Genomic DNA, 12,817 nt, shown 5'->3' with positions numbered 1-12,817 from the left:
TTGAACAGTTTACGTTAGATGCATAGAATGCGCGTTCTAGTTAGTTAACTTGAACGCCCATGTCAGACTTATCTGTTAACATCAGATCACAGGATATTGAAGTCCTGTTATCGCCAAAAGATTATTACCAGCGATTACTGAGTTTAATTGCTGAGGCTAAAACGCGTATTTATATTACGGCGCTTTATTTGGAAAATGATGCTGCGGGTCAGCAGGTATTAACGGCTCTGTATCAGGCCAAACAAAATAATCCAGAACTTGACGTTTGTATTTTTGTTGATGCGCACCGGGCGCAACGTGGCTTAATTGGCCAGGAAAAGTCTCTCGGTAACCGGGCGATGTATCAGCAATTTGCCCAGCAATATAACTATGCCATTGATATTTACGGTATTGCTGTTAAAACCAAGGAATTACTTGGGGTTTTGCACCTAAAAGGCATGGTGTTTGACGATCAGTTGTTATATAGCGGCGCCAGCATTAATAATGTTTATTTACAGCAGCGAGAAAAGTATCGTTTAGATCGTTATTATCAATTAAATTCAGCTACGTTGGCAAACAGTGTTGTTGCCTATTTGCAGCGAACCTTTGTTGAATCAGGTGTGGCAATTGATTTAACTACAACTGAGCTTTTAAACGCTAAGCAGCAAAAAATCTTGAGCCGGCAAACAACGTCAATAGTGAAGCGAGCGAATTATCGGGTAAATCATATTGATCAAGCAGGTGAATTAACGGTTACTCCATTGGTGGGATGTGGAAAACGTAATAATCCGTTAAATCAGACTATTTGCCAAAAAATTAAAGAAAGTCAGCAGGAAATCATCATTTTTACGCCGTATTTTAATTTACCGCGTATCGTGATCAAGCATTTGGTCGCTGCGTTAAAACGCGGGGTTAGGGTGACGTTGGTCGTTGGCGATAAAAGCGCGAGTGATTTTTTTATTAAACCGGGTGACAACTATAGCTTTATTGGGGTTATTCCTTATATTTATGAGCAGATCTTACGGCGTTTTGTGAAACGCTGGCGACGTTATATTAATAATGGTCAACTGAACATTAAACTCTGGTGTGATGGTGATAACAGCTATCATGCGAAGGGCATGGTTATAGATCAGCGTTGGCATTTAATAACAGGCAGCAATTTAAATCCAAGAGCCTGGGCGCTGGATTTAGAAAATGGTTTGTTAATTGATGATTGCCAACAAAGTTTGCAACAGCGCTTTAACAATGAATACCAGCGTATTACTCAAAATACCCGATCGCTTAGTGATTATCGCCAGTTAGAGGCGATAAATGATTATCCAATACAACCGAAAAAATTGTTACGTCGGTTATCGTTAGCAAAAATTGATCGGGTGTTGAAGCGCTTGTTGTAACGCGTTTTATACCAAGCGCTACATTGGATAGATAACCCATAGTTTACTCAGATATCAATTTCAACATAGAGAATCATCATGTCGACAACGTTTTTTATAGATACTTTTAAACCTAGATTCAGTGACACCGATGCTTTGGGCCATATCAATAATACTATGGTACCTGTATGGTTTGAAGGTGCTCGTGACGACGTGTTTAAGTGGTTTACCCCAGATTTAGATTTAAACAAATGGCGTCTTATTTTGGCGAAGATAGATGTGACCTTTCATGGGCAAATGTATTATGAATATGATATGGAAGTGCGAACCTATATTGGTAGGATTGGCGGCTCTTCATTTGATGTTTATCAGGAACTTTGGCAGCAAGGAGAATGTCGGGCATCGGGAACCGCTGTAATGGTGCACTTTGACTACCACGCACAAAAAACGGTGAAAATTCCGCAAGATATTGTTGATAAAATGAGTGAATATTTAAAGAAGTAAAATTGGCTCTATCGCAATAGAAATAGCAATGTTAGAATAGATCTCTTAACTGTTTAATTTGATTCAGCATCAACTTTAGCGCTAAAGTTTAATGTTGAAAAGTCAGTAGCTTATCAACTACTGCGCAACCTGAGTAGGAAATATACATGGCCAGTCGTGGTATTAACAAAGTCATCATTGTTGGAAATTTAGGGCAAGATCCTGAAGTGCGTTTTATGCCAAATGGCAGCGCGGTTGCAAACTTTACTGTGGCAACCTCTGAAACTTGGAAAGATAAGCAAACTGGTGAGCAAAAAGAGAAAACTGAATGGCATCGTATTGTCATTTATCAGCGTTTGGCTGAAATTGCTGGCGAGTATTTGAAAAAAGGTTCAAAGGTGTATTTAGAAGGTCGCTTGCAAACTCGTAAATGGCAAAATCAACAAGGTGTTGATCAATACACTACTGAGATTGTGGCAAACGAAATGCAGATGTTAGATTCACGTGGCCAGGGCGGTATGACACAGGGCGGTGGTTTCCAGCAACAAGCACCACAACAGCAAGGTGGTTTCCAACAACCTGCCGCTGCAGCAGCTCCTCAGCAACAAGCGGGTTTCCAACAGCCAGCTGCTGCGCCACAGCAACAAGGTGGTTTTCAGCAACAGAGTCCACAGCAGCAGTATAAGCAACCTCAGCAGCAAGGTGGCTATCAGCAAAATCAACAACAAGGTGGTTTTCAGCAACAGAACCAGCAACAGGCACCTAAGGTAAACCCGCAGGAACCGACGATTGATTTTGACGATGATATTCCGTTCTAATTCAAGACAAAAACAAAAATGTTGAAAACGAATAGCGAAAGAAGGTGGATTTATTCCCCCTTTTTTTTTGCCTTTAAAAAATACTTTCAGTGTTAACTCATCTATTATACTTATACTGTTATAACTATTTAGGGTGTAAGTAAAGTTCGAACTATGAATGTAAGCTTATTACTTTGTCAACGATCTCAAAGGGTGCTTGGGCTATTATTGCTATGCAGCAGTTTTACTTTATCGGCAAGAGAAGCGTTTGATGTGTATTCCCTGTCATTGTTAGAGCTTTCGCAAATAAAAATCTCCACCGGCACGCCAGTTAATTTAAATCAGGCACCTGCTGTTGCCAGTTTAATCACTGCAACAGATATCCAAGCGCTCAGTGCATTAACCCTTGAAGATGTGTTGGAGTCAGTACCAGGCTTACATGTCATTCCTTCAACATTAAACCGAACCTCACCTGTGTATACGTTTAGAGGTATTTATGCCGGTCAAAACCAGCAGGTGATGTTTATGCTTAATGGTTACCGTATTGATGGTGATCTTTATGCATCCGGCCTTACCCATTTGTCTCGGATGAATGTTAATAATATTGAGCGTATTGAGGTAGTGCGAGGACCAGGTTCAGCAATTTATGGCGCAGATGCGTATGCTGGTGTGATCAATATTATTACCAAAACGGCAGCGCAGATTAATGGTACTCAGCTTGCTACCCGATTAGGATCGCACAATACGCAAAATATCTGGCTGCAACATAGCCAAATATTTGCTGATGATTGGCAACTGGCAGTGAATCTCGAGTATTTTAAGCGCGACTCTGCTACAGACAGGAAAGTAGAAAGTGATTTCCAGTCAAGCCTTGATGGCTTGTTTGGTAGTAGTGCTTCACTGGCGCCTTCTTATCTAGACGACAGAATTGAAGCATTAAATTACAATATTCATATCAATAATACGCATTGGCAGCTTGGTTTAGATGGTTACCTGAAAAGAAATTCAGGGGTTGGCGCCGGTGCCGCACAATCCATTGATCATTTAGGCAATGATCATTTAGATCAATATTTATTGTCGCTTGCCTATAGCAACGATAGTTTGATTGATGACTGGTCGTTTGAAAGCCAATTGAGCTTTTTCTATTTGGATACCTTAGCGACATTCGACATTTTTCCTTCAGGGACTGTACTACCTGTTGGTAATGACGGGAATATTTTTACTCCGCATGATGGTCAAGGGTGTGTAACGGTTAATATTCCTGGCATAGGTTGTTTAACCACTTTTAGTGAAGGGTTTAAAGGTAATCCGGGTAGTCAGGTTAACATCCCGACGCTTGAATTAACAGCCTATTATCAGGCAAATAAAGACAATCAGTTGCGCTTTAATATTGGCTATAAAAAAGAAAAAATACATGGTGTAGAAACGAAAAATTTTGGACCAGGGATATTAGATAAAAAAACTCTGGCAGGTGATGCGAATCCGGTGATTGTTGATGGCGTAGTGACATCGGTAGAGAATACGCCATTTATTTATGTACCGGATAAAACCCGAACGATAAAATATGCCTCGTTACAGGACATTTGGCAAATCAACCAGGGGTGGACGTTAACCACTGGCATACGCTATGACCATTATTCAGATTTCGGCAGCACCATAAACCCAAGGGTTGCTTTGGTTTGGCGTACTACGAATAAGCTAACGAGTAAATTCTTATACGGTGAAGCGTTTCGTGCTCCCTCATTTAGTGAGCTATACAGCCAGAATAACCCGATATCATTAGGAAATAAGAATTTACAACCAGAGACGATTAATACTTCTGAAGTATCTTTTAACTATGCGTTGAGTGCAGATTTAACCGCTAAACTTAATTTATATCATTATCGTACCGATAATATGGTCGCTTTTGTTGTCAATAATGAAGGAGTCGGTACAGCGCAGAACTACCGGAGTTTAACAGGTAAAGGATCTGAAATTGAAGTGGAGTGGCGCGTTAATGATAACTGGCAAGTCAAGGCGAATTACGCCTATCAAAGCACCAAAGATGAAGCTAATCATAGCCAAGTAGAGTACGTACCTAAGCAACAGTTTTATTTTGACGCCCGCTGGCAAATCAATAGTCATTGGCAACTGTCGAGCCAGCTCAATTATATTATTAACCGCAAGCGGGAAGAGGGTGATACGCGAGAAGCCGTTGATGATTATCAGCAAGTTGATCTGGCACTGCGTAGAAAGCATTTAACCAGCAAACCAAGTAGCCACTGGAGTATTGCTGCAGCGGTAAAAAATATCTTTGATAAACAAATATATGAGCCAAGTGACGGTAGGATCTCTAATGACTATTTAATGCATGGCCGGCGTGTGTATATCGAACTTAGTTATCATTTTTAATACGCCAATAGGGTTCATCGCCAAAATACTGACTTAAATAGTTGATTAACACCCGTACCCGTTGCGATAAGTGTCTGGTTTGCGGGTAAATAGCGTAACCGTTAATATTATTGTCGCACCAATATTCACGTAATAAAGGAATAAGCTGGCGCTGACGAATTGCCTTATAACAAATAAAGTCGGGTGTGAATAATAAGCCTTTGCCATCAATGGCCGCCTGACAAAGAAAGTCGCCGTTATTGGCACTGACAACTGTTGGGATATCAACTGTGGTTTTATTACCCGATGGTGTCAAAAGCGGCCAGCTGTTGCGCCCGCCGGTATAATGCATTCGGACATGACCTTGTCGTAAATCCTCTGAGGTTTTAGGTATACCATGCTTTTTTAGATAAGAGGGACTGGCACATAAGATCCCTTGTGCTTTAAATAATGGTTTGGCCATCAAAGTTGAGTCATCCAGATTGGCAATACGAATTGCCAGATCGAAACCTTCCTGAACCAGGTCAACTTTACGATCATTAAAGTCGATATCAAAATAAACATCGGGATGAATGTCATTAAAGGTTCTTAGCGCCTGGTTTAAATGATTTAAACCAAAAGACAACGGAGCCGCAATTTTTATCCGCCCGGAAAGTGCCTGATGTTCACTGCGAATGCTAGATTCTACTTCGGCTAAATCTTCTAAAATACGGACACTCTGCTGGTAATAACTGAGTCCTGATTCTGTTAGGGTTTGGCTGCGTGTTGTTCGAGTCAGTAGTGAAACACCTAGTCGCTTTTCTAATTCTGTTAATCGTCGGCTAACTGCTGATTTGACGGTATCCATCTGCTCTGCTGCTTTCGTGATACTGCCGGCTTCGACAATCCGAATAAAAGTTTGCATATCTTCGTAAGGGTTCATAGTACGCTCTATTGTTCTTTTTCAGTAAACAATAAGTTCTTTTTGTCACTGTTTATTGTTTTTCTTATAACGGTAAACTGAGCTTAAGTAAACAAACTTAACTAAATTAATTGGAGAGAGAGATGAGAACTATTGAGAATTACGGCAATTTAATCGGACGCATTTTAATCAGCATCATTTTTTTAATGGCAGGGATAAGTAAAATTTCGGGCTATGACGGAACAGTTGGCTATATGGAAGCTATGGGAATACCAGGTCAGCTTCTCCCCTTGGTGATCTTGACTGAAATCGCAGGTGCATTAGCGATCATTGTTGGTTTTAAAACCCGAATCGTCGCATTTTTACTTGCTGGCTTTACTGTGCTGTCAGCATTGATTTTTCATGCCGACTTTACCGATCAAATGCAATCTATTTTATTTATGAAAAATATCGCGATTGCTGGTGGCTTTATGTTTTTAGTGGCTAATGGTGCTGGGTATGTCTCTATTGATAACGGCATGCCAAAGAAAAGTAATTAATGGCTGATAGCGAGTTACGGGCACTAAGGTGCCCAACAATAACAAATTTTTAGGAGATGAAAATGGCATCACAAAACGTATTACACATTAATTCCAGTGGCCGTCACCAAGGGTCTATTACCCGTGAAGTATCTGAACAGTTAGTGGAACAACTCATCAAAAAACAAAAAGCTGGCAAAGTGATTAAACGTGATTTGGCAACAGGTCTACCGTTTATTGATGAACAGTGGATTGGCGCGAATTTTACCGCAGCGGAAGATCGTGAAGCGCATCATAAGGAAACCCTAGCGTTATCAGATCATTTGGTGGGTGAATTACAGCAGGCAGAGCATATTGTTATTGCGTCACCTGTGTATAATTTTAGTATTCCTGCGGTATTAAAAGCCTGGATTGATTTAGTTGCCAGGGCAAGACTTACTTTTAAATATACTGAGCAAGGCCCTGTTGGTTTGCTGGAAAATAAGAAGGCGTATTTAGTGATGGCGTCCGGCGGTGTAACTATTGGCAGTGAGGCGGATTTTGCTACTAACTATTTAAAACAGGTAATGGCGTTTATTGGTATTACTGATGTCACTGTTATTGATGCTGGGCAAATTAAGTTATCAAGTGAGCAACAAACAGAGAGTATCGATCAGGAATTAGATAGTTTAATTAATGCTTAATTAACGAGGAGGACATCATGAATGCAGTAAGAGAAGTTAAACAGGTTATTAATGGTTTAGCCGCCTCAGATGGAGACGGAGTGCAATTAACCCGCTTAATCGGCACGCCGTATCTTGACATGCTCGACCCATTTCTCATGCTAGATGCGTTTAGCTCTGATCAAGCGCAAGACTATATTGGTGGCTTTCCTGACCATCCGCATCGCGGGTTTGAAACTGTCACTTATATGCTGGCGGGTAAAATGCGTCATCGGGATAATTTGGGTAATGAAGGCGTGATTGCAAAAGGAGATGTTCAATGGATGAGTGCCGGTAAAGGTGTGATTCATTCAGAAATGCCGGAACAGGAAGATGGCTTACTTGCTGGGTTTCAGCTCTGGGTAAATTTACCTGCTAGTGCAAAAATGTCAGCGCCCAAGTATCAGGAGATAAAAAGTAATGATATAGCCATCGAAGCGCTTGCTGGTGGTGGTCAGATCAAAGTGATTGCCGGAGAAACCCAGCAAGGAACCAAGGGCGTGATTCAGAATGATTTTGTCTCGCCAACCTATTGGGATGTTAGCCTCACTGAAAATGAAGTGTTAACACAAGGGGTGGATAAAAACCACAATGCGTTTATTTATGTTGTTGATGGCAGCCTAGCAATTGGCAAGCAACAAACCCGAGTTAACCAAGGGCAACTTGCTGTGCTAACGGCTGCGCAGGCGATTGAAGTGACATCATTACAAGCAAGCCGTTTTCTAGTGATTGCAGGTAAGCCGTTAAATGAGCCTGTTGCTCGTGGAGGTCCTTTTGTGATGAATACCAGAGAAGAAATTAATCAAGCATTTCATGATTATCAAGCGGGTCAATTCTAAAGCTTAAACGGGGGAAAATACGAGTTGTTATCTATGATTCATTTTACCCCGCCATTTTGCGAGCGTGTTTTGATAGAAGCCGTCACTATGAATGCTTTTTAATGCCTGAGTCAGTTTATCGGTAATTGCTTTTGGTGTCTGCTTATTGCACGCCAGATGAAAATCTAATTGTAAATCTTTAACCTCAAACACACGCTGTAAGCTATCAAAATCAACGCCAGCAAGCTCTGCTCGGTACGCTATGGTGATGTCGTCAGCGACAATAAAGTCAATTTCCGGACGGGTCATTAACAGGTTAATCAGTGAGTTGGTATGTTCAAGGACATACAAGTTTTTATTTTCAACAAAACCTCTTTCTACTAATCCCAAGTGAGTAGCATCATTTTTATTAACAGCAATTAAGTATTTTTTAATTTCTTCGATATCGTTTATTTTGTCGTGCTGTTTAGCTTTGATGCCCCAAATAACGGCATTATTGAGTTCGGTTATTTGGCCTATCCATTGAAATAAGTTTTCTCTTATTGGCAGACGAGCAATAGAGAAGATGCAGTGATTAGGTTTTTGTAAGGTTAGATTATAAGAACGTACCCAGGAGTAGACATTCATTTGATAAGAGTAACCGCTACGCTTTAATACCTCATGGACCAGTTCAACAGAAAATCCAGACAGCTGACTATTTTGATCGACGATTTGGTAGGGGGGTAAATGCTCTGTTACCAGAAATAATTCCGGCTCAGATGCCGATGTTACTTTTACCTGTGTTAACAGCGCCAACAGCACTAGCCTGCTAAACAGATAGTTGCTAAAGAGATTAGCAGCGATTAAATTTTTAATGCAACTCACAACAACTCACAGCAAGGTTTTTAATACAGCGATAGGGCTGACATTAGAAGTTCTTGCTGCTTATTATAGCTTAGTTTAGTTGTTAAAAATATCGGCCAGCGATACCTGTTTGAAAAGTTTCTATCGCGCCCCTCTGTTGCATAGTAACAAACACTTGTTTGCCCGTTTTACCTCCAAAGGCAACATTCGTCGGGTGTTGACCTTTTAGTTTTATTGAACGTAGCAGCTTACCTTGAGGAGAAATAACTACTACTTCACCAGCACCGTATCTTGCAACATATAGGTTACCTGCTTTATCACAGCGCATACCATCTAAACCAAAGCTATCAAACTGATAGAAGAGTGATTTGTTGCTAATGTTGCCTTGTGCGTCTAACTGATAACGCCAAATCTTCCGTTGTACACTTTCATTAACATACAAGGTGTTGTTATCTGGACTTACTTCAATACCGTTAGTGGTGCCCATGTTAGCTTCTAATAAATTCGAGGTACCATCGGTATTAATACGCCAGATATTGCCAGTGTTTTTTGACCAGTTAGGATCGCTGGCAAACAAAATACCACTATCAGATATCGCAATATCGTTTGGCTGATTCATCTTTGGGTTATGGGCAAAAACGGATAGTTGTTTAGCCGCTATGTCATATTTGAAAATATTGTGATTGACATAATCAGCAATATACATGTTATTAAACTTATCGAAACGAATACCATTACCGATAGAACCATTAGGTAGTTCGATAAAAATTTCGCCGTTATTTTGTTTATTCACTTTGCCAATAGTGCCATCTTTAGCGAAATTGACCGCATATAAATTGCCATTTTTATCTACTGCTGGTCCTTCAACGCCTTTGGTAAAGCTTTGTGCTGGCATCCAATCTTGAGTGGCTTCTTGTGCTGCAATAGTAAGTTGACTGGGAAAAAATAAAGAAAGAGCAATAGTTGAAAAATAGCGCATAATATTGACAAGATAGTGAATAGTGAGAGTAAATTAGCATAACTACCGGTGTAGACAATGATTAATCTGTTATATCAATATGCCTTTTTCTCAGGCTATTTTTAGGATAATAAAAAGCCCCTAAATATTGCTCTATTCAGGGGCTAATGAGCTGTTATCGGCGACAGTTGCTAATACTAATAATAGGTGTCTTCTCTATTATGTACTTGGGGATCTTCGATAATTTCTTCGAAGTTCACTTCAAAACTATTGTTGTTGACAGGGTTTGACATATAAATTGTCCTGGTAGAACCATCTATCCAGGTGACAGTACCACTGCCTTTTTTGCTTCCGCATTTCATACCAATATGAATATCATTAAACTCCATAACCCCTCCTTTAATATGCCAGATGTTGAAACATACAGCATAAGCAATTAGATACTTTATTATTCAAATAGTTCAATATATAAACTATCAATGTTTAACTTTTCTGCATAAGTATTCTATTATAGAGCGGCATCTCACGAGGTCTATAGCTGATCAGCTTGTATATTCAATTCCGAGCACGGTTTGCTTGCTAGCTCCCGTCACCGTTGGGATATTTCCATAGAATTTTTTGTCATATGCGAACGCCAACCAGGCAAATGCCATAGCTTCAAATGCGTTATTATTCAGCTTTAGTGTATTAATTGAATTTAACGTGTGGCAGCTAAGTTGCTGTTTTAATTGCTTATAACACTGCTTGTTGTGGATTCCTCCTCCGCATAAATATACGAAAGCTTTCGGGGATAATTTGTTAATGGCATTTGCAACAGAGTGAGCGGTTAATGCCACTAATGTTGCTTGCACGTCGACGGCAGCAAGGTTATAACAACTGAGATATTGTGATAACCAATCCAGAGTAAAATATTCTCGACCAGTACTTTTCGGCGCAGGCAGAGCAAAATAAGGATCTGATAGTAACTCTGTTAACAATGGTTGAGAGATTGCTCCCTGGGCTCCCCAGTTACCGTCTTGATCAAAACTTTTGCCGGTATGTTGTAAGCACCACGCGTCAAGTAATGCGTTGGCCGGACCGGTATCGAAACCAAGTACCGACTGCTGTTTATCTTCGGGCAGGTAAGTAATGTTAGCTATGCCGCCAAGATTGACGATAAAGGCATCTTGCTGCAACTCATTAAATAGGTAGCGATGAAAAGCTGGCACTAATGGAGCTCCTTGTCCGCCTAGCGCCATATCTTTTGTTCTAAAGTCACCTATTGTTCTGATACCAGTTAAACAGGCCAGAGTCTGACTACAGCCAATTTGTAAGGTAAAAGGGTAATTAATGTACTCGCTCTTTGCAGGGCGGTGCCTAATTGTCTGACCATGGCAGCCAATGGCGATAATATCTTTAGGTGACATTTTTTGCTGAGCAAGAAGTTCTTGTATCGCTTGGGCAAAAAAGTGTGCTAATTCGACGCTAAGCTGACCTAGGCGATCAATTTCATTAATTGATGGAGAATATAGCTCAATGATTTTTTGCGCTAAAGCTTGATTATAAGCTTGATAATAATGACTGATCAGTTCAACGTTTTTTTCGTTAAAGCTAACTAAGGCTAAATCAACACCATCAGCACTGGTACCTGACATTAAACCAATATAGTAACCAGAGTGACTCATCTCATTAGAGCGCTTGATTATCACTTTGTTTAAGTGAGTTTAGCGCTAATCTTGAGCCTGCTAATTCAGTTAATCGCTGCTCCGCGATTTGGGCAAAAGCCTGGCGGTATTTTTTCGCAATTGGTTGGGCATCCGGTAATTTTACGGTTCTTGGATTGCGGTGGACACCGTTTAATAAAAACTCATAATGTAAATGCGGCGCTTCTGCAAGGCCTGTGGCACCTACATAGCCAATTACTTGCCCTTGTTTCACTCTTTGGCCGCTTTTCACTGCACGTTTAGTAAAATGCAAATACTTAGTGACGATATTATTGCCGTGCTGAATGAAAACATAGTTACCGTTGAAGCGGTTATAGCTCGCTTTAATTACTCGTCCATTACCTGACGCGACTACAGGCGTACCTTTTTTCGCGCGATAATCTGTTCCACGGTGCGCCTTCCAACGTTTTTGAATTGGATGAAAGCGCTTTGGCTTAAAATTAGAGCTGATATATTTAAAGTTAACCGGTGCACGTAAAAATGCTTTTTTCATGCTTTTACCGTCAGGTGAGTAATAGTCACCATCGGTAAAGCGTATTGCCTGAAATGCTTCATCCTGATTGACAAATTCTGCGGCTAAGATTTTACCTGTACCGATATATTCGCCATCAACATATTTATTTTCGTAAACAACATGAAATGCATCGCCTTTTCGGATATCTAAGGCAAAATCGATATCCCAACCAAAAATATTGGCTAAGTTGATGATTTGACCATCATCTAATCCGGCTTCAATACCGGCATTCCAGAAATTTGATTTAATAACACCGTGCGCGATATTTTCTCTGATCTCTACGGTTTTTGTTTCTTTGCTAGATTGGTACTTACCTTCAATCAGGTTAACGAATAAGGTTTCGGTTTTCGATAGTGGGTATTCTAATGATGCTAACTCGCCTTGCTGATTTTTACCTATGCGTAACTTATCTCCGACATTAAGCTTTTTCAGTAGCTTACTATCATTGCCTTTTGCCTGGCTGACTTGATAAGTCGTACGGGGGCTAAAGCCTAAACGTTTAAATATTTTAGCTAATGAATCGCCTTTTTTGACTGTCGCAGTCTGCCAGTTCAGTGTCTCTGCTGCTGTTAGGGGGGCAGTTGTTTCTTCTGACTCAGTTGTTACAGTATCTGCACTGCTTTTAGGTACAGTTAATTGATAGCGTTTACCTACTTCAAACGAAGATTGTTCGGTTTGACGACTAGCCGTTGCTTTTTCTGAGGGAATAATAAGTAATAAAAGTAATAACAGGCTAACAGCAGAGAGAACAACTCTGTGCTGTTGGGGTAATGCTATATAGAAATTTCTTATACTTTTCAAAAAGTTACTACCTAAATGACGATTTCTAATACGACAACTATCGTTCACTATAACAAAA

Annotated in this window: 13 protein-coding genes; 7 read left to right on the top strand and 6 right to left on the bottom strand. The window is 40.3% G+C overall.

Features of this window, described 5'->3' with window-relative positions:
• Positions 1-59: 59 nt before the first annotated feature.
• The 4 genes from pssA (at position 60) to QQK06_RS06700 (ending at position 5,023) form a co-directional block, all read left to right on the top strand.
• The gene (pssA, locus tag QQK06_RS06715; protein WP_284243898.1) at positions 60-1,373 is read left to right on the top strand and encodes a CDP-diacylglycerol--serine O-phosphatidyltransferase; all 1,314 of its coding nucleotides are present in this window, start codon (positions 60-62) and stop codon (positions 1,371-1,373) included.
• A gap of 78 nt (positions 1,374-1,451) precedes the next feature.
• The gene (locus QQK06_RS06710; RefSeq protein WP_284243897.1) at positions 1,452-1,856 is read left to right on the top strand and encodes an acyl-CoA thioesterase; all 405 of its coding nucleotides are present in this window, start codon (positions 1,452-1,454) and stop codon (positions 1,854-1,856) included.
• Between the two features lie 146 nt (positions 1,857-2,002).
• Complete coding sequence (ssb, locus tag QQK06_RS06705; RefSeq protein WP_284243896.1) at positions 2,003-2,653, top strand: single-stranded DNA-binding protein; 651 nt, start codon at positions 2,003-2,005, stop codon at positions 2,651-2,653.
• A gap of 153 nt (positions 2,654-2,806) precedes the next feature.
• Positions 2,807-5,023, top strand: a complete 2,217-nt coding sequence (locus tag QQK06_RS06700) for a TonB-dependent receptor plug domain-containing protein (protein WP_284243895.1) — start codon at positions 2,807-2,809, stop codon at positions 5,021-5,023.
• Here QQK06_RS06700 and QQK06_RS06695 read toward each other — a convergent pair.
• Positions 5,007-5,924 carry a LysR family transcriptional regulator gene (locus tag QQK06_RS06695; RefSeq protein WP_284243894.1) on the bottom strand — a complete coding sequence of 306 codons (918 nt, stop codon included), beginning with the start codon at positions 5,922-5,924 and terminating at the stop codon, positions 5,007-5,009. The two genes, QQK06_RS06700 and QQK06_RS06695, sit on opposite strands and share 17 nt — an antisense overlap.
• A 122-nt stretch (positions 5,925-6,046) precedes the next feature.
• Here QQK06_RS06695 and QQK06_RS06690 point away from each other — a divergent pair, with 122 nt between their 5' ends.
• From QQK06_RS06690 to QQK06_RS06680, 3 genes are all read left to right on the top strand, one after another.
• Positions 6,047-6,442, top strand: coding sequence for a DoxX family protein (locus QQK06_RS06690; protein ID WP_284243893.1), 396 nt, complete (start codon positions 6,047-6,049; stop codon positions 6,440-6,442).
• Positions 6,443-6,504: 62 nt separating this feature from the next.
• A complete protein-coding gene (locus tag QQK06_RS06685; RefSeq protein ID WP_284243892.1) occupies positions 6,505-7,104 on the top strand; it encodes an FMN-dependent NADH-azoreductase in 600 nt (199 codons plus the stop codon).
• 17 nt (positions 7,105-7,121) lie between these two features.
• On the top strand, positions 7,122-7,961 hold the full coding sequence (locus QQK06_RS06680) for a pirin family protein (RefSeq protein ID WP_284243891.1): 840 nt from the start codon (positions 7,122-7,124) through the stop codon (positions 7,959-7,961).
• Between the two features lie 27 nt (positions 7,962-7,988).
• On the opposite strand, the gene QQK06_RS06675 is transcribed toward QQK06_RS06680, so the two are convergent.
• From QQK06_RS06675 to QQK06_RS06655, 5 genes are all read right to left on the bottom strand, one after another.
• On the bottom strand, positions 7,989-8,804 hold the full coding sequence (locus tag QQK06_RS06675) for a substrate-binding periplasmic protein (RefSeq protein WP_284243890.1): 816 nt from the start codon (positions 8,802-8,804) through the stop codon (positions 7,989-7,991).
• Positions 8,805-8,886: 82 nt separating this feature from the next.
• Entirely contained in the window at positions 8,887-9,762 is an 876-nt protein-coding gene (locus tag QQK06_RS06670; RefSeq protein WP_284243889.1) for an SMP-30/gluconolactonase/LRE family protein, read from the bottom strand.
• A gap of 176 nt (positions 9,763-9,938) precedes the next feature.
• Positions 9,939-10,130, bottom strand: a complete 192-nt coding sequence (locus QQK06_RS06665) for a hypothetical protein (RefSeq protein ID WP_284243888.1) — start codon at positions 10,128-10,130, stop codon at positions 9,939-9,941.
• 153 nt (positions 10,131-10,283) lie between these two features.
• Positions 10,284-11,405 (bottom strand): anhydro-N-acetylmuramic acid kinase, encoded by a 1,122-nt coding sequence (locus QQK06_RS06660; protein ID WP_284243887.1) that lies wholly within the window; start codon positions 11,403-11,405, stop codon positions 10,284-10,286.
• Between the two features lie 4 nt (positions 11,406-11,409).
• Positions 11,410-12,759, bottom strand: coding sequence for a peptidoglycan DD-metalloendopeptidase family protein (locus tag QQK06_RS06655; protein WP_284243886.1), 1,350 nt, complete (start codon positions 12,757-12,759; stop codon positions 11,410-11,412).
• Positions 12,760-12,817: the final 58 nt, after the last annotated feature.

It is taken from the genome of Thalassotalea insulae (assembly GCF_030161395.1).
GTDB classification, from domain to species: Bacteria; Pseudomonadota; Gammaproteobacteria; order Enterobacterales; family Alteromonadaceae; genus Thalassotalea_E; species Thalassotalea_E insulae.
Note: the sequence above shows the minus strand (reverse complement) of the source record. Positions and strands in the feature narration are given on the sequence as shown.

Coding starts and splice junctions, on each gene's coding strand:
- pssA (WP_284243898.1), top strand. CDS start 60: ATGTCAGACTTATCTGTTAACATCAGATCACAGGATATTGAAGTCCTG.
- QQK06_RS06710 (WP_284243897.1), top strand. CDS start 1,452: ATGTCGACAACGTTTTTTATAGATACTTTTAAACCTAGATTCAGTGAC.
- ssb (WP_284243896.1), top strand. CDS start 2,003: ATGGCCAGTCGTGGTATTAACAAAGTCATCATTGTTGGAAATTTAGGG.
- QQK06_RS06700 (WP_284243895.1), top strand. CDS start 2,807: ATGAATGTAAGCTTATTACTTTGTCAACGATCTCAAAGGGTGCTTGGG.
- QQK06_RS06695 (WP_284243894.1), bottom strand. CDS start 5,924: ATGAACCCTTACGAAGATATGCAAACTTTTATTCGGATTGTCGAAGCC.
- QQK06_RS06690 (WP_284243893.1), top strand. CDS start 6,047: ATGAGAACTATTGAGAATTACGGCAATTTAATCGGACGCATTTTAATC.
- QQK06_RS06685 (WP_284243892.1), top strand. CDS start 6,505: ATGGCATCACAAAACGTATTACACATTAATTCCAGTGGCCGTCACCAA.
- QQK06_RS06680 (WP_284243891.1), top strand. CDS start 7,122: ATGAATGCAGTAAGAGAAGTTAAACAGGTTATTAATGGTTTAGCCGCC.
- QQK06_RS06670 (WP_284243889.1), bottom strand. CDS start 9,762: ATGCGCTATTTTTCAACTATTGCTCTTTCTTTATTTTTTCCCAGTCAA.
- QQK06_RS06665 (WP_284243888.1), bottom strand. CDS start 10,130: ATGGAGTTTAATGATATTCATATTGGTATGAAATGCGGAAGCAAAAAA.
- QQK06_RS06660 (WP_284243887.1), bottom strand. CDS start 11,405: ATGAGTCACTCTGGTTACTATATTGGTTTAATGTCAGGTACCAGTGCT.